Raw genomic sequence first — 23031 nt, 5'->3', positions numbered from 1 at the left:
ATTTGAGGTGAAGGGAAAATGGATCAAGGTTGGTTTAAAACTCATCGGTCACTGTGGGATAAGCCCATTTGGACGGAGGCGACGTCGGATCAGAAAGTGATTCTATTAACTTTATTGAAGATGGCTACATACAAGGAGCGGCAGTGGGAATGGAAAGGGAATCAGTATTCATTGCAGCCGGGACAGATGATAACGTCACTCCCGTCTCTCGTCTTACAATGCGGGAAGGGTATAACTGTACAGAAAATCCGTACGGCTCTCAAACGTTTTGCAAGATACGGATTTCTAACAGACGAATCAACGAATCAAAATCGGCTTATAACCATTGTAAATTGGGACGTTTATCAACAGAATGATAGCTTGGAAACAGCCGTTTCAACAGGCAGTCAACAGCCGGAGAACAGGCAGGTAACATCTAACAAGAAAGGTAAGAAAGAAAAGAATATAAGAACTAATTATCCAGCTGTTGTTTTTGATGAATCGTCCGATTACTATCAACTGGCATTGGCACTACATGAAACGATCAGTAGGAATCATCCTGACAACAGGAGACCCGATTTAGGGAGATGGGCAAACGATATGGAGCACATCGTTGAAAACGATCAACGGACAATTGAGCAGATTCAACATCTTATCAATTGGTCCCAGCAGCATCATTTTTGGCAGACGGTTATCCTATCCCCGGCAGCATTACGAAGAAATTGGGATCAGATGGTGGCACAAGTTAAACAGGAAGGCGAGCGTCGAAACGGACAAGTTTATCACCTCCCGAAAAGGCCAGTGGAAGAATTCCAGTTGGACTTGACGAAAGGGGAAGATTGGTTTTATCAAGAAGAAAACACTTCTGTTTAGCTGAAATAATGCCCATACTAACCGATATAAACAACAGCATCATAAACTTGGATTCGATGGAGGCAGTTATTTTGAAATTAATTATCGGTGAACAACAGATTGAGTATAAAGAGGTACCGTCAGTGGATGAAGTGATTGAGCTGATTAACGAAAGCGTGACAGAAGGGCGTTATTTCAGCCATTTTATTTCCGACGGTGAAGAAGTTTACGACGAGCATGAGGAGTATTTGGAGAGCAACTTAGACGAAATCAAGGAGCTACAGGTTGTCATTAAGACCGAAAAGGAATTTATGAATGATGTCCTTCTATCGGCTGAGGAATATTTGCAGCGTGCAATTCCTGATATGAGCGTGCTTGTCGAGGGCTTTAATCGTGTTCCGACAAGTGATACGTGGGACAGGTTTGAAATGCTACTTGGCGGGATGGAGTGGCTGAATGATATGCTGAAAGTAGTGACCACTAGTAAAGAACGTCCTTCAAACTGGGAACTATTCAATCAGCTGAAGTCCAACATGCAAGCGGAGCTGTTAAAGATTCGAAAAGCGATGGAAAAGAAAAACACCAATCAAATTTCAACAATAATCAAGAATAGTGTGTTACCGATTTTTACTCGTCTAAAAGAGGAATTTGGGAAGACGATCGATTCGGAGTTTGTTCGGAAGGATTTGAATTAATGATGAATCAAGATCCAATGTATTACGTATCAAAACTTGAACTAAAACCGCATCCGGAAGGCGGGTATTATAAGCAGACGTTTGTTTCGAATGAACAGGTAACCGATGAGGAATTATCGGTTACGTATGATGGGAAGAGAAAGCTTTATACGAGCATTTATTTTCTTTTAACGTCTACGGATGTGTCGCATTTTCATCGGTTGAAGTCAGATGAGTTGTGGTATTACCACGCGGGAAGTTCATTAACCGTACATATACTCCACGAAAATGGGACATATGAAGAGATTAAGCTTGGGCTGAACCTTGAGCAAGGGGAAGTCCCCCAGGCACTCGTTCCGAAAAACTCAATCTTTGGATCATCTGTTATGGAAGAAGATGCATTTTCTTTAGTCGGGTGCATGGTGTCTCCCGGCTTTGAATTCCAAGATTTTGAGATGTTTACACGGGAAGAGCTGCTGTCAAAGTATCCAGAGCAAGAGGAAATCATTATGAAATTAGCTTATGAAGTGCTTCCGGAATAAAGGGCGTACTTTGAGAGATGTCTACCTAAAATTGGGTAGGTGTTTTATTATTGCAATTTCTTCTGTCACAAATCCGCTAACATAATTTGAAATTAGTTCAAATTCCTACGAACAAACTTATAAGTATTAACAAAACACGAACCTGCCAGTATCCATCAAAACTGGCAAGTTGGTGTTTTTTATTTACTTTCCCTAAATGTAACCCAATTCAGAACCTTCTTATGATAAACTAACTACTAAGAGAAATTAACGGGAGTATGGTGACAAAACCCATATTTCATCACAAGGGAATGTTTCTATGAATTACGAGATTCGCAAAGTAGATGAGCAGAATAGTAAGGATGTGTTAGAACTCTGCGTTTCTGAAGGACAGCGGGGATTCATTGAGTCTCCAGCAGAGTGTTTGAAAGATGCAGAGGAATGGCCGGAATTTCGACCTGTCGGGTTGTATGTTGATGGTCGGTTAGTTGGCTTTGCGATGTATGGAGCGCTGCTGGATAGCGGGGGTGGACGCAATTTGTGGATGGATCGGCTACTTATAGATGTACGTTTTCAGCGTCAAGGGTATGGCCGACGTTTCACGGAGCTACTGATTGAGCGCATGCTGTCGGAATACGGCGAGCAACCTATCTATTTGAGTGTGTATGCGGATAACATCGGAGCGATTCGTCTTTATGAAAACTTGGGGTTTGTGTTTATTCACGAGTATGATTCGGATGGAGAGATGATTTTCCGGAAGTCGTTTTAGTTTAAAGAAGGCAGCATTGTGAGTTAATTGTTTGCCGTAAAAATAGAAAAAATAATGTAACTGGGGGATTGTTTAAAATGACCGAAATGCATAAAAAACCGACCATACTTATGTTAGGTACATTTCATATGGGTGAGACTGCGGACGTCTACGTCACAGAAACGGATGACTTATTTTCAGAGACGAGACAAAAGGAAATCAAGGAGGTCGTAGAACGGTTATCTGCATTCAAACCGACGAAAGTTGCTGTTGAGGTGGAGAAGAAGTGGGATGCAGCGCTTAATGAAAAGTATGATGCGTACATAAACGGCGAATATGAGTTGGAAATGAACGAAGTGTTTCAGCTTGGTTTTAGGGTTGCGAAAGATGCGGGACTTCCGAAAGTGGATGCAATCGACTGGATGGAGAAGGGCTCGGGGAGAAGGAGTTCAGGGGAGGTCTACGAATGGGCGAAGGCGAATCAGCCGGAGTTATTCCAAGAAACTTTTGGATGGCTGGAGGACGGCCATGATTTACTTGCAATTGGGGACCGTACTATGAAAGAATGGCTAACTAATGCCAACCACCCGGATGTGATTAGCCAACACCATCGCATGAACCTGAACATCGCCCGAATAAAAGAAGCGAATTCATATGTCGGCATCGACTGGTTGGTCTGGTGGTATGAGCGGAATTTGATTATGTTCTCTAATTTAATGGACTTAGCATCTTCGGGTGATGAACGGATTTTGTTCATTGTTGGATCGGGCCATGTTGAGATTGTTGGGAATTTCCTACGTGAAAGCGGGGAGGTTGTACTTGAGCCTGTGCATCCGTATTTAGTTTGAAGGGTGCCGTAATGATAATTAAATTTATAAGATGCCTTCCTACCCCTGCAATTTTAGGTAGTGAAGGTGTCTTTTTGATTTGAAGCTTGAGCATTTTTGCTTTATAAATAAAAGCGATAGCACAAACTAACAATCCCTTATTTTCATCAACGTTGCCTTATTCCCCCGAAGAGTATATAATTGAAGTGAGAACAAATGTTTCCATTTTCCCTGATTATGCCAATGAATGTTAACTTGAATTTTGATATGATTACAGTAAATATTATTGAACATCTTTGATTGAACAAATAGACCGATTAAATAGGATAGGAGGGTGAAATATGGAAGAAAAGATAAGCCAACAAATGATCTTGCAAGCGATTATGGACCTTTCAAGTCAGGTTGTAGATCTTTCAAGTCAATTGAAAGATACGAAGGATGAATTGAAAAGTGAAATTGCAGAAGTTAAGGCTGATGTAACGATCTTGAAAGAAGATGTTTCAGTCATTAAAGAAGATATTAAAAGCTTGAAAGAAGATATCGAACGGCTCGATGATAAAGTCTCACTGTTCGATGGAAAGCTGGAAGTATTAGCAGATGACATCATAACGATGAGATCTGATGTGAAGCGGCTTAAAAAGGCTAAATAAACTTTGAATTAAAAACCACCTTTCGAATTTTCTTGTGAAAATTGGAAAGGTGGTTTTTTCGGATAGCAAATGAATTAAGGAATTTTTGTTTCTTCTTGTGGGTATGAACCTTGATGTTTAAGGGTATAGAGGAGGTAAACAGCGAAAAGAGTGATGCGGTTATGTTTGGGAATGAAGACAAGTATATAGCGCCGGATGAAGCGGTCGATGCGATTGAAGATTTTGCGGGAAGGTACCCAGGCTATCGGCGGGCGCATGCGAAGGGAATTGCTTTTGACGCAGAATTTGTGCCGAACGGGAATGTGGCATCCTTGACTAAAGCGCAACATTTGCAAGATGAAAAAGTTCAAGCTGTTGTACGGTTTTCCCATAGCACCGTGAAGCCTGATCCGCCTGAATGGCTTGTGCCGATCAAGGGGATGGCGGTCCGGTTTTCATTGCCGAATGGCGGAGTTACGAACTTGACGATGGCGAATGTACCAGTGTTCATCACGAAGACGCCTGAAGCGTTTGTCAGGTTGCTAAAGATGATGACGAAAGGTGAGCTGTCGTGGCGTGAAAAATGGCGTGTCCTTCGGAAAGATCCTGAATATCGGACGGTGCCAACCCTCTTGAAGCAATTGAAGCCAACTGCGAGTTTTGCGGAGGAGACGTACAATGCGCTCCATTCGTATTACTTGGTGAACGAGCAAGACAAGCGGCAGGCTGTACGGTTCAGGTGGGTGCCCGTCCTTGAAGAGGATAAGGGATTGCCGGCCGGGCGCATGGATGATTTGGAGGCTGAGCTGATAGAGCGTATGAAAAGCGGTGATGTGCAATTTCGCCTGATGGTTAGGGTAGCAGGAGAGGGTGACCTCGTAGATGATCCAAGTGTCAGGTGGCCGGATGAACGGCCGATGATCGAAGCAGGAATTGTGACACTGAAATCAGTAAGGGAAGACGCAGCGGAGTCCCTCGTTTTTGATCCAACGATGGAAGTGGAAGGGCTTGAATGCTCGGATGATCCGATTCTCCGATATCGGTCACCAGTTTATGCGGAATCGTCGGATAGGCGATTACGGGAGGAACGGTTGCCTAAATAATAGTGGTTCAGTAAGACAGCCTAAAAAGTCTGCAGTTTACGGATTTTTGGGCTGTTGATGCTTCTTAAAATGAAACCAATTTTAAATTTACGTGTGGATTTCAGGTGGGAAGGGCATTTCTTATAGCGACAATTCTCTTCCATCACCAAGCAGTAGGGTGGTGTTTTTTTATTACGATCCAAACATGTCATTCAATTCAGAACCTTCCTATGATAAAATAGTTAGAAAGAGATATTAATAGGGTAGGTGAGAATCGATGCAGACAAAACCTATATTGCTTTCTAAACTAATGCCTCCGACCCCGTCCGCGACGTATATGCGTAGGGCTTCGTTCGTAAAAAAGATGAAGATGGCTGAAAAGGTGAAGCTGACGTTGTTGCATAGTGGTGCGGGTTACGGGAAGAGTTCCGGGTTAGCCGCTTACTTTCATGACACGCGGGCGTTATATAGCTGGTTTTCTGTCACGGAAGCGGATGACGATATCCTCCCATTCATTACTTATTTGACTGAAAGTATCCGGCGGGTTTGTCCGCATTTCGGAGACTCCCTATCCGAGTGGGATGACCCTGATATCTATCCGAGGGAACTATATCTTGAGCGCTGGCTTGCTTTGTTCATGAATGAGCTTTTTGAATTGGAAAAGCCATTTTTTATCGTTATCGATGACTTCCATTATGTAGACCACGTTTTTCAGATCAATTATTTAATCGAAAAGATGATTGGCTTATTGCCGCCACAAATCCATCTTGTCGTTGCCACGCGGAATCGTCCGCGCTGGTCGGGTTTGGTGAAATTGAAACTGACGGGCCAGTTAACCGAATTGGTGGAAGAAGATTTCCTATTTTCCGAGGAAGAAGTTTCGGTTTTCTTTGAGGATTATTTCGATCAGGTTTTGACGTCTGAAGAGGCGGCTTCCATTATCCAACTGACGGAAGGCTGGGCAATCGCAGTCAACCTGCTTGCGATCCATGTCACTGATGCGGAAGGTGATTTATCTGTTGAAATGAAACCTGCATTACAGGATCTGTTCGCTTATCTTTCGGAAGAAGTTTTCAATCGGATGATGCCGGAAGAACAGGAGTGGGCATTGGCGTTTTCCATGTTCCCGATGTTTTCAGAGGAATTAATTAAAGACTTTTATGGAGAGCAAGCCGCATTGATTCTCAAGGAACTCGCGGGTAGACATGTGTTTATCCAGTCAATCGGTGAAGGCATCTATCGCTACCATGCACTTTTTCAACAATTTTTGGAGCGGAAATGGCTGACGGTTGATAAGCAGCAATATGAAGTGAATCAAAAGAAAGCAGCGGAACTATACCTCCATCGGAAGGAGCAGATTCCAGCTATATCTCACGCACTCAAAAGCGGTGACACAAATTTCATCGGCAAAACCATTTTGGAAAATGGCGCTGCATTGATCAAATCTGGGCAGTTCGAATGGCTACTGGAAATCCTGAAGGGGCTCAGTTTCGAAATGCGGGAGATTTATTATCCCCTTTACTATTTTGAGGGAGAGGCCCATCGGTACCGTGCTTTTTACGAGAAAGCAAGGGAGGCTTATTCGAAATGCATCCAGATTGCCGAAAAGCTCGGCGATGATTATTATGCGGGCAGGGCGAATGCGGGTATTGCGCATATTTACTTGGACACGATCCAACCAGGATTGGCTGAATCTTATTTAATGAATGCGATTCTTTTGGCGGAAAAAAGTGAGAAGACCACGCCTCTCGAAATGGAGTTATTGAAACGGCAATTTGCGGAGAATCTGGTCAACTTGGGCAGAGCATCGGCGGCGGCGGAATGGGTTGAACGGGAAATTCACGATAAAAGCATTTTGCGAGAAGGAAATTTGGATGCACGGATTGCGTTGAGAAGGGGCAAGTTAATTGAAACTCAAGCTATATTGTCTTCAAGGGTCGACGATTCCACACTACCCGATGCACATCGCGAAACAGACGTCTTGCTTTCTTTGATTTACGTGATGACAGGCCAAACAGAGCAGGCTATGGAAAGTGCTGCGAAGGGAATCCGGTTAGGTGTCGCGGAAAAGTCCGGATTCATCGAAGCTGTTGGCCGCATTCGAATGGGGCATGCGAAAATACTTGCCGACCCTACCGATTTGATCACACCTAAAGAGTTTTACATACAGGCGATAGAGCGAATGGACGAGTTGAATGTATCACGCGGCAACGCGGAAGCTTATATGGGTTTATCCATATTGACTACAAGGGAAGGGAATTATTCCGAAGCGATCCAATACGGAAAAGCAGGTTTGCATGAAACGGAACGTGTAAATGATGGTTGGTTGTCTGGATTAATACATGTCGGTTTGTCGATCGTCTACTTTTACGCGCGGAATGAAAAGGAAAGCGAGAGTCATTTACAGGAAGCGGAGCGAATATTTAAGGAATGCGGGGATCACTATGGGGAGATGGTCGTTGCATTTTGGTTCATGGCCATTTATGACCGATTGGATAATGATGATTTATTCAGAGCGTATTCAAAACAATGCTTCTCCCTAATGATGACCCATCATTACTCATTCTTTTTATCATCAGATACTATATTTGGCCCGTTCGATCGCCAATCCATCCATCCATTGGTGCTTAAGGCGGCGCGCCTGCTACCAACAGAAGCAGGTATCCAACAAGTAGTCCACTTCCTGCAACTTGATGAGGTCGTTTCTCATCCCGGCTACAAATTAGATGTACGCGTCTTAGGACCTTTTACAATGTATCTTGGATTCGACGAGGTTGATGAGCGGAAATGGCAGCGGGATAAAGCGAAAGAACTTTTCCTTTATTTACTTTTAAATAAAAATCGATATGTCCCGAAAGAAGAAATCATGCAGGCATTATGGATGGATGCCGATGAAAAAAGCGCTGACCGAGACTTTAAAGTAGCATTGAATGCTTTATTAAAAGTAATCGAACCGGTACGAAGCGCAAGAGAACCGTCATTTTTTATCTTACGTAAACAAACAATGTACCGGTTGAATCCAAGAGCCGAAATCCGAAGCGACTTGGATCAATTCAATCAGTTCATGGAAAAAGGACTTTCAGAAAAAGACGCAAAACAAACGGTCGAATCCTTAATGAAAGCAGCTTCACTGTATAAAGGAAAACTATTCGAAGAAAAATTATCGGTCGAGTGGATCGCCCATCAACGCGATCAAACCGAACAGCACTTCATCCAAGTAATCGAGAGGCTCGCCCAATCCTTCACCCGACTACGCGAGTATGGCAAAACAATCGAATGGGCAGAGCGGCTATTGCATATCGAACCAACATGGGAAGAAGCCTACCGCTTACTTATGTACGCACACTACCAACTCCAAAACCGTCCACAATCAATAAAGTGGTACATGAAATGTAAGGCCGTTTTACAAGAAGAATTCGCAATTGAACCAATGGAAACAACCGAGCAGATGTATCGAATGATTATGAACGAATTATGAGGAAGCAGATTATGTCGCTTCCTTTTTTTGATAGATCCTATAATTAGGGGAAGTTAATGGGAAGTTATTGTCTGTCTATGGGAAAACTTCAAGGTTTTACGGGAAGTCATCCCCGTTCTATGGGAAGTTGTTACGGGTCTATAGGAGGTTTCTGGTGTTCAATGGGAAGTCATCTACATTCTACGGGAAGTCCCAAGTAATTTCATTCACGCAGGTCTTTGTATGAAATTGGGGACCTACTGATGCGCCAAGTGCCTTTTACTGATAAAGCCCTTAAATAAAGAAGTTACTAATTGATTAGAATTAGTTGATTGCAGCGGAGGGCGGCGAAGTGCAAAGATGTGCTCTCAACGCTTCGCTTTTGTTCGCAAAAGCCGTTCTTCGTAACGGCTTTTCCTGCGGGATTTAGCGCGAATGGTGAGACCCCGCAGTGGAGCGAAGCGACCGAGGAGGATCACCCGCGCCCCGCGGAAAGCGTCCGCCCGAAGCGAAAATCAACGACCAATTTTAACCTTTGCCTTAATTTCTGCAAAGAGCGCAGAAATACGGCAAATCGAACTCTTCGTGGTTCGATTTGCAACTGATTTGCAACTATCATCGAATAGAGTAATAGACAGAAAGAAAGCGGTTACAAAAACAGATGGAGAGAGGAGTTGCAGTATGAAGAAGAAATCATGGTTGTATTTATTGGTCGCAATGATGCTGGTCATTATGGCGGCTTGCAGCAAATCCGATGGAGGGGAAGCATCCACAAAGACGGATGACGACGAAAAAGCAACAAACCAGTCAAATCAAAACGAAGAAGAAGAGGAAGAGGAAGAATTAGGCACAATCAAAATCGGTGTCCTCGCATCCCTTACTGGCGCCCTTGAATCATACGGAAAGCAAACTAAGCAAGGCTTTGAACTTGGTCTTGAGTATGCAACAGGCGGAACAATGATAGTCGCAGGCAAGAAAATTGAAGTCGTCTACGAAGACACAGAAACAAAACCAGAAGTCGCAGTACAAAAAGCAACAAAACTACTTGAAGAAGATGAAGTCGACTTCCTTGTCGGATCATCCAGCTCTGGTGACACACTCGCCGTTCTTCCACTTGCTGAAGAATACGAGAAAATCATGATCGTCGAGCCGGCAGTTGCGGATAGCATTACAGGTTCAGAGTTCAACCCATACATTTTCCGTACGGGACGTAACTCATCGCAGGATGCTGTCGCTGGAGCTGCGGCGATTGCTGGACCAGGAGTGAAAATTGCTACATTTGCACCGGACTATTCATTTGGATGGGATGGAATTGCAGCATTCAAAAAAGCGGCTGAAGCTTTAGGAGCAGAAGTCATCATCGAGGAATTCGCTGATCCAGCTGCAACTGACTTCACTTCGAACTTGCAAAAGGTCATTGAAGCAAAACCGGATTATATGTTTGTCGTTTGGGCAGGTGCAAACTCGCCTTGGAACCAAATTGCTGATTTGAAGATGCAAGAAAAAGGCATCAAGATTTCGACTGGTGCACCGGATATCCCGGCACTATCCATCATGGAGCCACTTGTAGGCATGGAAGGATTCTCAGTTTACTACCACACGCTTCCTAACAACCCAATCAATGATTGGCTAGTGAAGGAACATAAAGCAAGATACAACGGTGAAGTTCCGGATCTATTCACACCGGGTGGTATGTCAGCAGCAATCGCGATTGTAGAAGCATTGAAGAAATCAGATGGCGATGCTAACGGCAAAACGTTGATAAAAGTAATGGAAGGCATGTCTTTCGAAACACCGAAAGGGAAGATGACTTTCCGTGCGGAAGACCACCAAGCATTGCAAACACTTTACTCTATTAAACTTGAAAAGCAAGAAGGCATTCCGTATCCAGTGCCTGTACTTCTCAGAGAATTGTCACCTGAGGAGACTGAGCCACCAATCCAGAATAAGTAAAAGAAAGAAGGACAGTTTGTACTGTCCTTCTCAATTGGATGAAATCCCCCTGTTTCATCCAATCGAGAAGGGCTGAACAGGTGGAAGGAGGAAACAATATGGAACCGATCATTAAAACAGAAAATTTGACGATTCGCTTCGGTGGACATACGGCAGTTTCCAAAGTGAATTTTGAAATGCCTGCCAAACAGTTGAAGTCTATCATCGGTCCGAATGGGGCAGGTAAGACTACATTTTTTAATTTGCTAAGCGGAGAACTGAAGGCAACAGAAGGCGATGTCTATTTCAAAGGGGAAAATATTACTTCAATGTCTTCCGTCGCACGAGCGCGGTTAGGTCTTGGACGTTCATTCCAAATTACGAACGTATTCCCGAATTTGACTGTACTTGAAAATGTACGCCTTGCGGTCCAATCAAAGGAAAAGATCCGGTATCAGATGTACCGGCATTTCACTCATTATAAAAAGCTGTTGGAAGAGTCGCAAAGGCTGATTGGGGTTGTCTTGCTACAAGGGAAGGAACACGCAATCGCGAGCCAGTTATCCCACGGAGAAAAAAGGAAGTTAGAGATCGCGATGCTTTTGGCGCTTGATACGGAAGTACTTTTATTAGATGAACCGACTGCTGGGATGTCGCTTGAGGAAGTGCCAGCCATCCTTGATGTCATAAAAGCGATCAAACAGACGGGCGATAAGACGATTCTTTTAATCGAACATAAAATGGATATGATTCTCGACCTATCGGATTCGATTATGGTGCTTTTCAACGGCAAACTCCTTGCAGACGGAAGCCCTGAGGAAATCATGAACAACGAGACGGTTCAAAACGCGTACCTGGGAGGCTTATATGATGAAAACCTTGCTGAAAGTTGAGGGAATCCATACGTTTATCGGGCAATATCATATCCTTCAAGGTGTTTCATTTGAAGCGCGTGAAGGGGAAGTGAGTGTGCTGTTAGGGCGTAACGGGGCTGGGAAAACGACGACATTGAAAACAATTATGGGATTGACACCCGCTTCGAAAGGGACAATTTTTTTTGAGGACAAGGACATCAAAAAACAGCCTACATATACAATAGCCAATACAGGCATCGGGTATGTTCCGGAAGACCAAGGGATTTTCGCCGATTTGACCGTCGAGGAAAATATGAAAGTAGCAATGCGTAAAGAGGATGATGCAACACTTGCCCGACAGGAATATGTGTTGGATCTCTTTCCTGATTTGAAGACGTTTTGGAAAAAAGATGGAGGGCATCTGTCGGGTGGACAAAAACAGATGTTGGCGATGGCGAGGGCTTTCGTCCATGAAAGCAAGTTGCTGTTGATCGACGAACCTTCGAAAGGTCTTGCTCCTATTGTCATCGAGAAAGTGATGGAAGCTATTACGGAAATGAAAAAAAGCACGACGATTGTGCTTGTTGAACAGAATTTCATCATGGCAAGCAGGATTGGGGACCGGTACACACTTATCGATGACGGTGCGACGGTGCATGCGGGTGAGATGAAAGATTTGATAGGGAATGAAGAATTGAAACGAAAATATTTGGGAATCGGGTGAAGGGGGTTGCACGATGGAATTACTTATCAATTTGACGGTCAATGGCTTGGCAACGGGCATGCTCATCTTTCTACTTGCTTCCGGATTGACCCTTATTTTCGGTTTGATGAGCGTGTTGAACTTTGCGCATGGTGGATTGTTTGCCTGGGGTGCCTATTCCGCGGTCTGGTTTTATTCGCTTACCGGTAGTTTTATTCTTGGTATTTTAGGTGCTATCGTAACGGGGGCAGTCCTTGGATTCATTACAGAGAAGCTTATCATCACGCCGGTTTACGGGAATCACGTTCAGCAGATTCTTATAACGCTTGGATTCATGCTTGTGTTGGCGGAGCTGTTGAAAGTTGTTTGGGGGCCCAATCAAATACGGGCGATAGTGCCACCGAAATTGGAAGGTAGCTGGGAATTTGGGGATGTCCTTATTATTAAGTACCGATTATTCATCATTATCGTCGGGTTTGTTATCTTCGGCATTTTTCAATACATGTTGCAAAAAACGAAAATCGGTCTTGTTGTCCGTGCGGGCGTTATGAATAAAGAAATGGTGCAGGCACTTGGCATTAACATTAAACGCGTATTCCTATATGTATTCATGACTGGTGCGGCACTTGCAGCACTCGGTGGTGCACTGTTTGCCCCGTATTCCGGTGTCATCTATGCAGAAATGGGATTTGAATTTGCGATTTTGGCGTTCATCGTTGTTGTTATCGGTGGAATGGGCAGTTTTTCTGGATCGCTATTAGCCGCTATCCTTGTAGGGTTAGCGGGAAGTTATATGGCCTATTACGTTCCGGCACTTTCACTTGCGGTCAATATGATGCTAATGGCAATCGTATTAATCTTCCGTCCGCAAGGGCTATTTAGGGCAAAGGGGTGACGGCATGAAAAGAAAATTTCAATTGAATCATTACTTACTTGTCGTTATTGTAATCGCGCTTGCGATCTTCCCATTCGTATCGGATTCAAGGACTTGGACTATTTTATTGACGCAAATATTCATCTTTTCGATCCTTGCGATGAGCTATGATATTTTGCTTGGGTATACGGGTATTGTCTCATTCGGGCATGCGATGTTCTTCGGGATGGGTGCATATACGACCGCAGTCATGCTGAAGAGGATTGAGCCGACTATGGGGACGTTCATCGTTTCAATCGGTGTCGGCATGCTACTTGCAGGATTGATCAGTTTCTTCATCGGCTTACTTACATTGCGATTGAAAAGCCACTTCTATGCGATGTTGACACTCGCTGTGTCTGGATTGTTTTTAGTGTTAGCGGAGAAATGGCGGACATTGACTCAGGGGAATGACGGATTTACTTTTAAAGCACCGGAGTTTTTCAAAGATCGTGTCATGTTTTATCTTGTCGTTCTTGCTTGCCTTGTACTCGTTTATGTATTCCTAAGAAGATTTGTGAATTCTCCTTTCGGAAGAGTGCTTGTTGCCGTCAGGGAGAATGAACAGCGAACAAGTTCCCTTGGCTTCAATCCACTGCATTATAAAGTGATTGCCTCAGTCGTTGCGGGTGTTATTGCGAGCTTGGCAGGTTCGTTGTATGCCGTATCGCTTCGGTTTGTCAATACGAGTGTGCTGACGATGGATATCACTTTGGATGCGTTACTTATGACGATCATCGGCGGTGTGGGGACATTGATCGGCCCGATTGTGGGTGCAGGGGTAATTGAATTAGCGCAGTATTATTTATCAGGCTTGGCAAAAGAATATCCGATTTTCGAACGGTGGATCATTTTCTTCGGAATCGTATACATTTTAGCGGTCGTCTTCTTCCCGAGAGGTGTTGTCGGAACAATACGGGAGCAATTCTGGAAACGGAAGATGAAAAAGGATGGAGCAAAAACTGTACCTAAGAAGGAGGTTTCATAATGGTCGTCGGGATTGTCAGCACTGGTGTTTATATTCCTGAAACAAAAATGACTGCGGCAGAAATCGCAGAACGTGCTAATTTACCCGTCGACGTTGTGAAACAGAAGATGGGTATTACGGAAAAGCCAATTCCCGGTGAGCATGATCATACCGTTGCGATGGGGATCTGGGCGGCTCGTGAAGCGATGAGGAAAGGGCAGATCGAGCCGAAGGAAATTGATGTCATCATCTATATCGGTGAGGAGCATAAGGAATATCCATTATGGACGGCTGCTATAAAGATGCAGGAGGAAATTGGTGCCTATCATGCATGGGCATTCGATGTGGCGCTCCGCTGCGGCACGACGATAATGGCGATAAAAGTGGCGAAAAGTCTTATGGTGGCTGATCCTTCCATTCGGACGGTTCTTTTAGCCGGCGGTTACCGTAATGGCGACTTCATCGATTATGAAAATGAACGGACACGCTTCATGTTCAACCTTGGGGCAGGCGGCGCGGCGATGATTTTACGTCGTGATCATATGGAGAACATCATACTTGAAACGGAACTTATTACGGATGGCTCATTCTCGGAAGATGTCGTCGTTCCTGTCGGGGGAACAAAGAGGCCGCTGACAACCGAGGATTTGGATAATGGTTTATATCGCCTTGATGTACTTGATCCAGTTGGAATGAAAACAAGGCTTGAACAGAAATCGATGCAAAACTTCCTTCAAGTCATCCGGGGTTCATTGCAAAAAAGTGGATATACCGAAAAGGAAATCGACTATTTAGCTATTTTGCATATGAAAAGGTCAGCGCATGATTATGTGTTGCGCGAGCTTGGTCTAACTGATGATCAATCTATTTACTTGCATGAATTCGGTCATATTGGCCAAATGGATCAAATCCTTTCATTGGAGTTGGCTCAATCAGCAGGGAAATTGAAAGACGGTGATCTCGCAGTCCTTGTCAGCGCTGGAATCGGCTATGCATGGGGTGCGGTGACCGTGAAATGGGGAAAATGTGAGGAGGAATAACGGATGGAACTAAAAACAGGATTAAAAAAAGTCGTGTTGCAGAACAACGAAGAGATTGCATATCGGGAGCGGGATGGCGGCGACAAAAACGTCGTTCTCGTCCATGGGAATATGACCTCGTCTAAGCATTGGGACGTCCTGATTGACAAGATGGATTCGAAGTATAAAATCTATGCACTCGATATGCGCGGGTTCGGAGAGTCTACATATTTTGAGAGAGTTACAGGTATACGGGACTTCTCCGAGGACTTGCACGGTTTCATCGAGGCGTTAGGGTTGAAGGAATTTTCCTTAATCGGCTGGTCGACGGGCGGGGCTGTTTGCATGCAGTATGTTGCTGATCATCCGGGTAAATGCGAAAAACTTGTCCTCAATGCTTCGGCATCCACAAGGGGCTATCCGTTTTTCGGTACGAAGACGGACGGTACCCCTGACATTGAGCATCGTTTGCAAACAATCGAAGACGTTGAGCAGGATCCTGGAAAGACGTTGGCGATGCAAGGATTGTATGACTCAAAAAATCGGGATGGCTTAAAAGCAGTTTGGAATGCGTTGATCTACACTCATCAGCAACCTCTTACGGATAAATACGAAGAGTATGTTGACGACATGCTAACCCAACGGAATTTGGCTGATGTCTACCATTCATTGAACACATTCAATATAAGTCCAATTCATAACGGCGTCAATGAAGGCAGTGACCAGGCAAAAGATATTACGATTCCCGTACTTGTCCTTCGCGGTGACCGTGACTATGTTGTGACAGAGCAAATGACCAAAGAAATCATGGAAGACCTTGGCGACAATGCGACGTTTGTATCGCTCGAGGATATGGGGCATTCCCCGCTTGTGGATAACTTGGAAAAACTGAATTCGACGATTGAAACGTTTTTGGCGTAAGGAGCTGACATAATGAGACTAAAAGGGAAAGTAGCAATTATTACTGGAGGAGCGAACGGCATCGGTTTGGCTGCATGCGAGCGTTTTGCTGAAGAAGGGGCAGCTGTTATCATGGCCGATTTTGATGAAGCCGCGGGCAAGGAGCAAGAGGTTTTATTCAAAGAAAAAGGGTATGAAATCACTTTCTGTCAAGTGAATGTCGTCGACCGTGAGAGCGTTGCTCAGGTAGCGGAAAAAACAATTGAACTCTATGGCAAGATTGATATTTTAATAAATAATGCAGGGATTACGAAGGATGCTACATTGCTGAAGATGGAGCCGGAAGATTTCCAGCGTGTCTTGGATGTGAATCTTACTGGCGTCTTCAATTGCACGCAAGCAGTCGTACCACATATGATTGCTGCTGGAGCAGGGAAAATCATCAACACGTCTTCAGTAAGTGGTGTTTACGGGAATTTCGGGCAGACGAATTATGCCGCGACGAAAGCGGCTGTAATCGGTATGACGAAGACTTGGGCAAAAGAGTTCGGACGTAAAGGCATCAACATAAATGCGGTAGCGCCAGGATTCACGGCGACTGCGATGGTTCGTAAAATGCCTGAAAAAGTCATACACCAGATGGAATCGGCGGTTTCATTGCAACGGCTTGGAAAACCGGAAGATATCGCCAATGCGTATTTGTTTTTAGCAAGCGGAGAATCCGACTATGTACACGGACATGTCCTGCATGTCGACGGCGGAATAATGATGTAATGGAGGGAGGGGGACTACCGTGTTCCATGAGCAAGGCTGGATATTGAAAAGGGCCGCACTATCTCCTGATCGGATTGCGTTAATCGATATCCATACGGATGTGCGCTGGTCATACAAGGATTTGCGAAATCGGATAATTCGGTGGGCTTCCTTTTTCCGGGAAAGAGGGTTTGCGAAAGGGGAACGGATTGCCGTTTATTCCCCGAACAAACCTGAGCTGTTTGCCATTCTATTCGCGTGCGAGCAAGTCGGGCTGATGTATGTTCCGTTGAACTGGAGGATGAGCCGCCCGGAATTGCAGGCGTTGTTAGAGGACTGTACGCCGGTGTTAGTTGTTTACGATGACAGTTTTAAAGAATCGATATTTGGGTTGAAAGTTGCCGATTCCGTCTCACTTACAGTCATCGAGTCGTTAGGGATGCCCGAAAATTCGGCGTTTGAGGAAAAGGTGAATCATACGGATCCTTGGATGATTATCTATACTGGCGGCACGACCGGTATGCCGAAAGGTGTCATGCTGTCGTATGATGCGGTGAATTGGAACGCGTTGAATACGATTATAAGTTGGGGGTTATCCGAAGATGATACGACCGTCAACTACATGCCGCTTTTTCATACGGGCGGATTAAATGCATTAAGCATCCCATTACTGATGGCAGGTGGAACAGTTGCTATCGGACATCAATTTGACCCGGAAGAAGCTTTGAAAGTAACAGATAAATACGAAGCGACGATTTCATTATTCGTCCCGACGATGTATCAGATGATGATTCAGACGGAGTGCTTCCGCCAATCTTCGTTTCCTTCAATGAAAGTATTCTTATCCGGAGGAGCTCCATGTCCAGCGACGGTTTATCGTTCTTTCAGGAAAAAAGGGTTGCGGTTCAAGGAAGGATACGGATTGACGGAGGCAGGGCCGAATAACTTTTTCATACGCCCTGAAGATTCGGAACGTAAAGTCGGTTCTGTTGGGAAAAGTATGTTATTCAATGAAATCCAGGTGTTGGACGAAGAAGGAAACCGTTGTGAAAAAGGCGAAATTGGCGAGCTTTTGGTGAAGGGGCCCCATGTATTTTCAGGATATTGGAATAAACCACGTGAAACATCAGAAGTCGTACAGGATGGATGGCTCCGCACAGGTGATTTGGCTAAAATCGATGAGGACGGTGATACATTCATCGTCGGAAGAAAGAAAGACATGATCATTACTGGCGGGGAAAACGTCTATCCGCAAGAAGTAGAGCAATGTCTGATCAATTATTCCGGAATCCGCGAAGCAGCCGTTGTCGGTATGGCGGATGATAAATGGGGAGAAATTGTAGTTGCTTTCGTGGTAGCTGTTGAAAGTGATTTGTATCATGACGCTGTCATTGCGCATTGCAAAGCCACACTTGCTTCCTATAAGATTCCAAAGAAAATTGTTATTTTAGATGAGCTACCGAAAACACATGTCGGCAAAATCGATAGTGGGTATTTATGCAAGATGCTGATTTAATCAAGAGCGCCTCAAAAGTCGGAATTTGACTTGGAGACGCTTTTTTTTGTGGGGGTAACGGGAGAGGTTTTTTTAGTAAAGGAGAAGTCTTTGACGATGAATGAGAAGTTAATGGGAGTTAATGAGAACTCTTTGGTATTGAATGAGAACTCTTCAGCGCTAAACGAGAAGTCATCGGTGATTAATGAGAAGTCATCGACGTTAAATGAGAAGTCCCCGGCGTTCTACGGGAAGTCTTCGGCGTTCTATGGGAACTCCCCTGCGTTCTACGGGAAGTCTTCGGCGTTCTATGGGAACTCCCCTGCGTTCTACGGGAAGTCTTCGGCGTTCTATGGGAAGTTCTCGGTGTTCTACGGGAAGTCCCCGGTGTTCTATGGGAAGTCTTCGTCGTTCTATGGGAAGTTCTCGGTGTTCTACGGGAAGTTTTCTGCATTTAATGGGAAGTCAACATCGTTCTACGGGAAGTCCCATGCATTCTACGGGAACTCCTAACAATAAAAAAACGCAGCCCGATATGGCCGCGTTTTTCACTATCAGATTATAAATTATAGGCACAGGGTTAACCCAATCCCAGTATATTTATCAAGGATCATACCTATTTAACAGACGGTTTCGGCGTTCTCTTGTATTATTTGCTTCTGCATCCCTTGCCATCTGATCTTTTCGTAATTGGCCATTTATCCGGGGGTCTTGTAATCTCATACTTCCCCACATCTTGCTACCGACTTTATTCTTCACTTTTTCGATTTCATCTTCAAAAAATAACATGTCCATTCCTCCCTTCTCCTGAAGTGGATTTGAGAGAAAGGTAACTAAAAATTCCCCTCTCATTACAATACGCAAGTAACATTGACGTATGGAGGTTTATGCACAGGGGAGATCACTTTAAAATAGAAAATTTTGATGTTGTAGTTATAAAAAATGAGATTTCTTAATAATACTTAGGGAATCTAAATAATTTTTGAACTATTTATAGCAATCTTCCATTATAATAGAATTTATAATAATCATTTATCTATAATGGGGGAATTGAAATGGACTACCTGTACAATCCGTATGCAACAATTCGTCATACCGCGTTCGCAAGAAAGGGAATGGTGGCAACCTCTCAACCACTTGCTGCACAAGCGGGTATCGAGGTAATGCAAAAAGGGGGCAACGCGGTGGACGCGGCAATCGCAACGGCTGCTGCACTGACAGTTGTTGAGCCTACTTCGAACGGAATCGGGGGAGACGCGTTTGCACTTGTCTGGATGAAGGATACACTATACGGATTAAATGCATCCGGACAGGCGCCGGAAGCAATGACGATAGATGCATTTAAAGAAGACGGACATGAGAAAATTCCAACTTGGGGATTCAAACCAATTACAATACCCGGGGTGCCGGCAGCTTGGGCTGAGCTATCAAAACGGTTTGGTAAGCTTCCTTTAATTGAAGCTTTAACACCTGCAATACGTTATGCAGAAGAAGGTTATCCGTTAACACCTATTTTAGGAAAGTATTGGCGAATTGCATATAATCGCTTCAAATCACTTGATTCCTCGGAATTTGACGAATGGTTCAAAACGTTCGCACCCGATGGGAGAGCACCAGCAACAGGGGAAATGTGGAAGTCTCCAGGGCACGCGAAAACATTGAGGGAAATTGGCGAAACGAATGCCGAGTCCTTTTACAAAGGTGAATTAGCAGATGCGATTCACGAACATGTGGCAGCGAACAATGGTTATTTACGAAAGTCGGATCTTGAAAATTTCAAAGTCGAATGGGTCAATCCAATCTCGACAAATTATAAAGGCTATGATGTTTGGGAAATCCCTCCGAACGGTCAAGGCATGATTACGCTAATGGCATTAAACATCTATGCTGAGATGAACCCGCCGGTCCCGAATGATGTACGTACATTACACGAACAGATTGAAGCGATGAAACTGGCATTTACAGACGGTAAAGCATTCATTACCGAAGAAAAAGATATGCCAATAGACGTTGCCCACTTGCTGTCGAAGGAATATGCAAAGCAGCGTGCGTCTAAACTTACGGACAGGGCAACAATTCCAGATCCATATGAATTACCGAAAAGCGGAACGGTCTATTTGGCGACTGCAGACGAGGAAGGTAATATGGTTTCATTCATCCAATCGAATTATATGGGCTTCGGCTCGGGAATCGTCGTGCCGGGAACTGGAATTGCACTTCAAAACCGGGGGGTGGACTTCTCATTGGACCCATCGCATCCAAATGCGTTGAAACCAGGGAAACGTACGTACAACACAATCATCCCTGGATTCCTGACGAAAGACGGAAAGGCTGTCGGACCATTCGGAATCATGGGTGGCTTCATGCAACCTCAAGGCCATTTCCAAGTTGTCGTCAATACGATCGACTATCACTTGAATCCGCAAGCTACATTGGATGCTCCGCGTTGGCAATGGATCGAGGGGAATAAAGTGCATGTCGAACCAAATTTCCCGAATCACCTTGCACAGGCACTAACAAGATTAGGGCATCAGATCGTGCCTACACTGGATAACGGTTCGTTCGGTAGAGGTCAAATCATTTGGCGCAATCCGGAAACTGGCGTCCTTGCGGGCGGAACCGAATCAAGAACAGATGGAACAATAGTCGCTTGGTAAATAAATAACATAGGCAGCACCTCCTCAACCGGTTTCATATGAAATCCGGTTGGGGAGGTGTTTTTCTATGTTTACAAAGTATGCATGTTATTTTTTAGCTGTTTACTCAACTTATAGTTAGTTTAGCCGATACAAAGGGTAATGAATTTCTTATTCACAGGAGGTTGGGAAGATGGTCGGACGCATTGGGGATGCAAGTGGCACACAACAAATAAGGGCGAAATTGGAAAGTGCGGCACCTGAAAAGAATTCGAAAGTCGCGGAAGTACAAGCTATATCTGTAAATGTTCAGGAGCAATCACAAGAAGGGCAGCAGCTGCCAATCGAAAAAGCTCGGCAAGTGACCGATAGCATGAATAAATTCCTTGAAAGTGCAAACACACAGTTACGCTTTAAATTACATGATAAATTAAATGAATATTACGTCGTAATTATAGACCAGAAAACAGACGAAGTCGTCCGAGAAATTCCTTCAAAAAAGCTAATGGATACCTACGCGGCCATGAGGGAATTTGTCGGAGTACTCATCGACCGGAAAATCTGAGGAGGTTGAAACAGTATGCGAATTAGCGGTTTAGCAACAGGCATGGATACGGAACAAATCATAAGGGATATGATGAAGGCACATCGAATCCCACTCGAGAAAATCACTCAGAAGAAGCAATATACGGAGTGGCAGATGGATGATTATCGGAGTGTGAATAGAAATATAACGGACCTGAAATATAAAGTAACCGATACAATGGGGCGTCAGTCGACGTTTATGCAGAAGACGGTTAATATATCGAATCCGAATGCTGTGGGGATTAAGGGACTAAGTGCGATTAGTGAGTTTGCGGGGACGATTAAAGTAGACAAGTTGGCAACTCAGGCGAGTTTGCAAGGGGGCATGCTTACGAACGTAAAAGGCTCAACAAGGTTAGAACAGTTAGAAGGCTATGATGGAGAAAAGATTATTAAAGTAAGAGCGATAGATAAGAATGGTGAATTGGGAGAAGTAAAGGAATTAAAGTTTTCCGCAACAGATACAATTGACTCTGTAATTAAGAAAATCAATAGTGAAACTGGCGTTAATGCTTTTTTTGATGAATATACAGGTAAAATAGCAATGACTGCTAAAAACAGCGGTGCGCTTAAAGGTGATGTTGGTACTCCGAGTATAGTCATTGAAGGTAAATTAGGTGATGTTTTAAAGCTAACTGGCACCCATGATCCAGATGATGACAATTCACCTAAATTTACCGCCGGTAATAATGCTGAATTTATATTTAATGGGCTTAAAACACAACGTGCATCTAATACCTTTACAATCAATGGTTTTGAAGTGAATCTAAAACAAGTAACTACTGATGAAGTCACCTTCAGCTCCGCCCCGGATACCGATAAAATCGTAGAATCCGTCGTCAAATTCGTTGATGACTATAATAAATTGATCGAAGAATTGAATGAGAAAATCCGTGAACCAAAGTATCGAAACTTCCAACCTCTTTCGGATGAACAGAAGAAAGATATGAAGGAAAAAGAAATTGAACTTTGGGAAGAAAAGGCGATGAGCGGTACGCTACGGAATGATCCTACGATAGCAAGTTTATTAACAAATCTTAGGCAATTGATGAGTAGTCAAGTGGAAACTTCAAATGGTGAATTTATCAGTTTGAAAAAGATTGGAATAGAACCAATCAAGGACTTCAAAGAAAATGGAAAGCTGGCAATCAATGAAGATGATTTAAGAAAAGCAATCACTGAAAATCCGAACCAAGTCTACGAATTGTTTGCGAAATCTGCTACAGATACAGACAAGGGTGGAATTGCTATTCAGTTCCGTAAAACTATGGATGGTTTCAATGCAGTTATTTCAGAAAAAGCGGGCACAACCGGTACAGTGAGTGATAACTTCGCAATGGGACGCAGCTTGAAAAGCATGAACCAGCAAATCGACCGCTTCGAAGATCGTCTGAAAATGATGGAGGATCGATATTGGAGGCAGTTCACTGCAATGGAAAAAGCGATTCAAAAGGCCAATGCCCAATCCGCTAACATGATGAATATGTTTGGTCAGTAATTATAAA

The 23031-nt window shown here is 44.0% G+C and carries 22 protein-coding genes; 21 read left to right on the top strand and 1 reads right to left on the bottom strand.

Going from position 1 to position 23031, the window contains the following annotated elements; genetic code table 11:
- Positions 1 to 18 precede the first annotated feature (18 nt).
- The 18 genes from ACFPZG_RS03170 to ACFPZG_RS03085 all read left to right on the top strand — a co-directional run bounded on the left by ACFPZG_RS03170 (position 19) and on the right by ACFPZG_RS03085 (position 18818).
- Positions 19 to 852, top strand: coding sequence for a hypothetical protein (locus ACFPZG_RS03170; RefSeq protein ID WP_283732649.1), 834 nt, complete (start codon positions 19 to 21; stop codon positions 850 to 852).
- A 71-nt stretch (positions 853 to 923) separates the two neighbouring features.
- On the top strand, positions 924 to 1526 hold the full coding sequence (locus ACFPZG_RS03165; RefSeq protein ID WP_283732648.1) for a hypothetical protein: 603 nt from the start codon (positions 924 to 926) through the stop codon (positions 1524 to 1526).
- Positions 1526 to 2047 (top strand): cupin domain-containing protein, encoded by a 522-nt coding sequence (locus ACFPZG_RS03160; RefSeq protein ID WP_317940617.1) that lies wholly within the window; start codon positions 1526 to 1528, stop codon positions 2045 to 2047. Before ACFPZG_RS03165 ends, ACFPZG_RS03160 begins: the two co-directional genes overlap by 1 nt.
- A 298-nt stretch (positions 2048 to 2345) precedes the next feature.
- The gene (locus tag ACFPZG_RS03155; RefSeq protein WP_283732647.1) at positions 2346 to 2795 is read left to right on the top strand and encodes a GNAT family N-acetyltransferase; all 450 of its coding nucleotides are present in this window, start codon (positions 2346 to 2348) and stop codon (positions 2793 to 2795) included.
- A gap of 77 nt (positions 2796 to 2872) precedes the next feature.
- Positions 2873 to 3622 carry a DUF5694 domain-containing protein gene (locus ACFPZG_RS03150; protein WP_317940618.1) on the top strand — a complete coding sequence of 250 codons (750 nt, stop codon included), beginning with the start codon at positions 2873 to 2875 and terminating at the stop codon, positions 3620 to 3622.
- Between the two features lie 320 nt (positions 3623 to 3942).
- Positions 3943 to 4251 (top strand): hypothetical protein, encoded by a 309-nt coding sequence (locus ACFPZG_RS03145; protein WP_283732645.1) that lies wholly within the window; start codon positions 3943 to 3945, stop codon positions 4249 to 4251.
- A 113-nt stretch (positions 4252 to 4364) separates the two neighbouring features.
- Positions 4365 to 5333 (top strand): catalase, encoded by a 969-nt coding sequence (locus tag ACFPZG_RS03140; RefSeq protein WP_283732644.1) that lies wholly within the window; start codon positions 4365 to 4367, stop codon positions 5331 to 5333.
- A 256-nt stretch (positions 5334 to 5589) separates the two neighbouring features.
- The gene (locus ACFPZG_RS03135) at positions 5590 to 8790 is read left to right on the top strand and encodes a BTAD domain-containing putative transcriptional regulator (RefSeq protein WP_283732643.1); all 3201 of its coding nucleotides are present in this window, start codon (positions 5590 to 5592) and stop codon (positions 8788 to 8790) included.
- 660 nt (positions 8791 to 9450) lie between these two features.
- Positions 9451 to 10722: a substrate-binding domain-containing protein gene (locus ACFPZG_RS03130; protein WP_283732642.1), complete on the top strand. Its 1272-nt coding sequence runs from the start codon at positions 9451 to 9453 to the stop codon at positions 10720 to 10722.
- A 98-nt stretch (positions 10723 to 10820) separates the two neighbouring features.
- Complete coding sequence (locus ACFPZG_RS03125; protein WP_317940619.1) at positions 10821 to 11594, top strand: ABC transporter ATP-binding protein; 774 nt, start codon at positions 10821 to 10823, stop codon at positions 11592 to 11594.
- Positions 11572 to 12279 (top strand): ABC transporter ATP-binding protein, encoded by a 708-nt coding sequence (locus ACFPZG_RS03120; protein WP_283734686.1) that lies wholly within the window; start codon positions 11572 to 11574, stop codon positions 12277 to 12279. The genes ACFPZG_RS03125 and ACFPZG_RS03120 overlap by 23 nt, the downstream gene beginning before the upstream one ends.
- A gap of 13 nt (positions 12280 to 12292) precedes the next feature.
- Positions 12293 to 13153 (top strand): branched-chain amino acid ABC transporter permease, encoded by an 861-nt coding sequence (locus tag ACFPZG_RS03115; protein ID WP_317940620.1) that lies wholly within the window; start codon positions 12293 to 12295, stop codon positions 13151 to 13153.
- Between the two features lie 4 nt (positions 13154 to 13157).
- On the top strand, positions 13158 to 14159 hold the full coding sequence (locus ACFPZG_RS03110) for a branched-chain amino acid ABC transporter permease (RefSeq protein WP_317940621.1): 1002 nt from the start codon (positions 13158 to 13160) through the stop codon (positions 14157 to 14159).
- Positions 14159 to 15178, top strand: coding sequence for a 3-oxoacyl-ACP synthase (locus ACFPZG_RS03105; protein ID WP_317940622.1), 1020 nt, complete (start codon positions 14159 to 14161; stop codon positions 15176 to 15178). The genes ACFPZG_RS03110 and ACFPZG_RS03105 overlap by 1 nt, the downstream gene beginning before the upstream one ends.
- A 3-nt stretch (positions 15179 to 15181) precedes the next feature.
- The gene (gene phaZ, locus ACFPZG_RS03100; protein ID WP_283732640.1) at positions 15182 to 16078 is read left to right on the top strand and encodes an intracellular short-chain-length polyhydroxyalkanoate depolymerase; all 897 of its coding nucleotides are present in this window, start codon (positions 15182 to 15184) and stop codon (positions 16076 to 16078) included.
- 12 nt (positions 16079 to 16090) lie between these two features.
- On the top strand, positions 16091 to 16831 hold the full coding sequence (locus tag ACFPZG_RS03095) for a beta-ketoacyl-ACP reductase (protein ID WP_283732639.1): 741 nt from the start codon (positions 16091 to 16093) through the stop codon (positions 16829 to 16831).
- A gap of 19 nt (positions 16832 to 16850) precedes the next feature.
- Positions 16851 to 18326: an acyl-CoA synthetase gene (locus ACFPZG_RS03090; RefSeq protein WP_283732638.1), complete on the top strand. Its 1476-nt coding sequence runs from the start codon at positions 16851 to 16853 to the stop codon at positions 18324 to 18326.
- Between the two features lie 96 nt (positions 18327 to 18422).
- Complete coding sequence (locus ACFPZG_RS03085) at positions 18423 to 18818, top strand: hypothetical protein (RefSeq protein ID WP_317940623.1); 396 nt, start codon at positions 18423 to 18425, stop codon at positions 18816 to 18818.
- Between the two features lie 90 nt (positions 18819 to 18908).
- Here the strand turns inward: ACFPZG_RS03085 and ACFPZG_RS03080 are convergent, their stop codons facing one another.
- Positions 18909 to 19100, bottom strand: coding sequence for a hypothetical protein (locus tag ACFPZG_RS03080; protein ID WP_381426400.1), 192 nt, complete (start codon positions 19098 to 19100; stop codon positions 18909 to 18911).
- A gap of 260 nt (positions 19101 to 19360) precedes the next feature.
- Between ACFPZG_RS03080 and ACFPZG_RS03075 the strand changes: the two genes are divergently transcribed.
- The 3 genes from ACFPZG_RS03075 to ACFPZG_RS03065 all read left to right on the top strand — a co-directional run bounded on the left by ACFPZG_RS03075 (position 19361) and on the right by ACFPZG_RS03065 (position 23024).
- Complete coding sequence (locus ACFPZG_RS03075; RefSeq protein ID WP_283732636.1) at positions 19361 to 20962, top strand: gamma-glutamyltransferase family protein; 1602 nt, start codon at positions 19361 to 19363, stop codon at positions 20960 to 20962.
- A gap of 172 nt (positions 20963 to 21134) precedes the next feature.
- The gene (gene flaG, locus ACFPZG_RS03070; RefSeq protein WP_283732635.1) at positions 21135 to 21506 is read left to right on the top strand and encodes a flagellar protein FlaG; all 372 of its coding nucleotides are present in this window, start codon (positions 21135 to 21137) and stop codon (positions 21504 to 21506) included.
- A gap of 15 nt (positions 21507 to 21521) precedes the next feature.
- Positions 21522 to 23024 carry a flagellar hook-associated protein 2 gene (locus tag ACFPZG_RS03065; RefSeq protein ID WP_317940624.1) on the top strand — a complete coding sequence of 501 codons (1503 nt, stop codon included), beginning with the start codon at positions 21522 to 21524 and terminating at the stop codon, positions 23022 to 23024.
- Positions 23025 to 23031 lie beyond the last annotated feature (7 nt).

Origin of the sequence: Sporosarcina thermotolerans, assembly GCF_042658975.1 — a bacterium.
Taxonomy (GTDB): domain Bacteria; phylum Bacillota; class Bacilli; order Bacillales_A; family Planococcaceae; genus Sporosarcina; species Sporosarcina thermotolerans.
The sequence above is the reverse complement of the archived record's forward strand: the minus strand, read 5'-3'. Positions and strand labels throughout refer to the sequence as shown.

Excerpts from the sequence above, each read along its gene's own strand:
- ACFPZG_RS03170 (WP_283732649.1), top strand. The coding sequence starts at position 19 with ATGGATCAAGGTTGGTTTAAAACTCATCGGTCACTGTGGGATAAGCCC.
- ACFPZG_RS03160 (WP_317940617.1), top strand. The coding sequence starts at position 1,526 with ATGATGAATCAAGATCCAATGTATTACGTATCAAAACTTGAACTAAAA.
- ACFPZG_RS03155 (WP_283732647.1), top strand. The coding sequence starts at position 2,346 with ATGAATTACGAGATTCGCAAAGTAGATGAGCAGAATAGTAAGGATGTG.
- ACFPZG_RS03150 (WP_317940618.1), top strand. The coding sequence starts at position 2,873 with ATGACCGAAATGCATAAAAAACCGACCATACTTATGTTAGGTACATTT.
- ACFPZG_RS03145 (WP_283732645.1), top strand. The coding sequence starts at position 3,943 with ATGGAAGAAAAGATAAGCCAACAAATGATCTTGCAAGCGATTATGGAC.
- ACFPZG_RS03140 (WP_283732644.1), top strand. The coding sequence starts at position 4,365 with ATGTTTAAGGGTATAGAGGAGGTAAACAGCGAAAAGAGTGATGCGGTT.
- ACFPZG_RS03135 (WP_283732643.1), top strand. The coding sequence starts at position 5,590 with ATGCAGACAAAACCTATATTGCTTTCTAAACTAATGCCTCCGACCCCG.
- ACFPZG_RS03130 (WP_283732642.1), top strand. The coding sequence starts at position 9,451 with ATGAAGAAGAAATCATGGTTGTATTTATTGGTCGCAATGATGCTGGTC.
- ACFPZG_RS03125 (WP_317940619.1), top strand. The coding sequence starts at position 10,821 with ATGGAACCGATCATTAAAACAGAAAATTTGACGATTCGCTTCGGTGGA.
- ACFPZG_RS03120 (WP_283734686.1), top strand. The coding sequence starts at position 11,572 with ATGAAAACCTTGCTGAAAGTTGAGGGAATCCATACGTTTATCGGGCAA.
- ACFPZG_RS03115 (WP_317940620.1), top strand. The coding sequence starts at position 12,293 with ATGGAATTACTTATCAATTTGACGGTCAATGGCTTGGCAACGGGCATG.
- ACFPZG_RS03110 (WP_317940621.1), top strand. The coding sequence starts at position 13,158 with ATGAAAAGAAAATTTCAATTGAATCATTACTTACTTGTCGTTATTGTA.
- ACFPZG_RS03105 (WP_317940622.1), top strand. The coding sequence starts at position 14,159 with ATGGTCGTCGGGATTGTCAGCACTGGTGTTTATATTCCTGAAACAAAA.
- phaZ (WP_283732640.1), top strand. The coding sequence starts at position 15,182 with ATGGAACTAAAAACAGGATTAAAAAAAGTCGTGTTGCAGAACAACGAA.
- ACFPZG_RS03095 (WP_283732639.1), top strand. The coding sequence starts at position 16,091 with ATGAGACTAAAAGGGAAAGTAGCAATTATTACTGGAGGAGCGAACGGC.
- ACFPZG_RS03085 (WP_317940623.1), top strand. The coding sequence starts at position 18,423 with ATGAATGAGAAGTTAATGGGAGTTAATGAGAACTCTTTGGTATTGAAT.
- ACFPZG_RS03080 (WP_381426400.1), bottom strand. The coding sequence starts at position 19,100 with ATGGACATGTTATTTTTTGAAGATGAAATCGAAAAAGTGAAGAATAAA.
- ACFPZG_RS03075 (WP_283732636.1), top strand. The coding sequence starts at position 19,361 with ATGGACTACCTGTACAATCCGTATGCAACAATTCGTCATACCGCGTTC.
- flaG (WP_283732635.1), top strand. The coding sequence starts at position 21,135 with ATGGTCGGACGCATTGGGGATGCAAGTGGCACACAACAAATAAGGGCG.
- ACFPZG_RS03065 (WP_317940624.1), top strand. The coding sequence starts at position 21,522 with ATGCGAATTAGCGGTTTAGCAACAGGCATGGATACGGAACAAATCATA.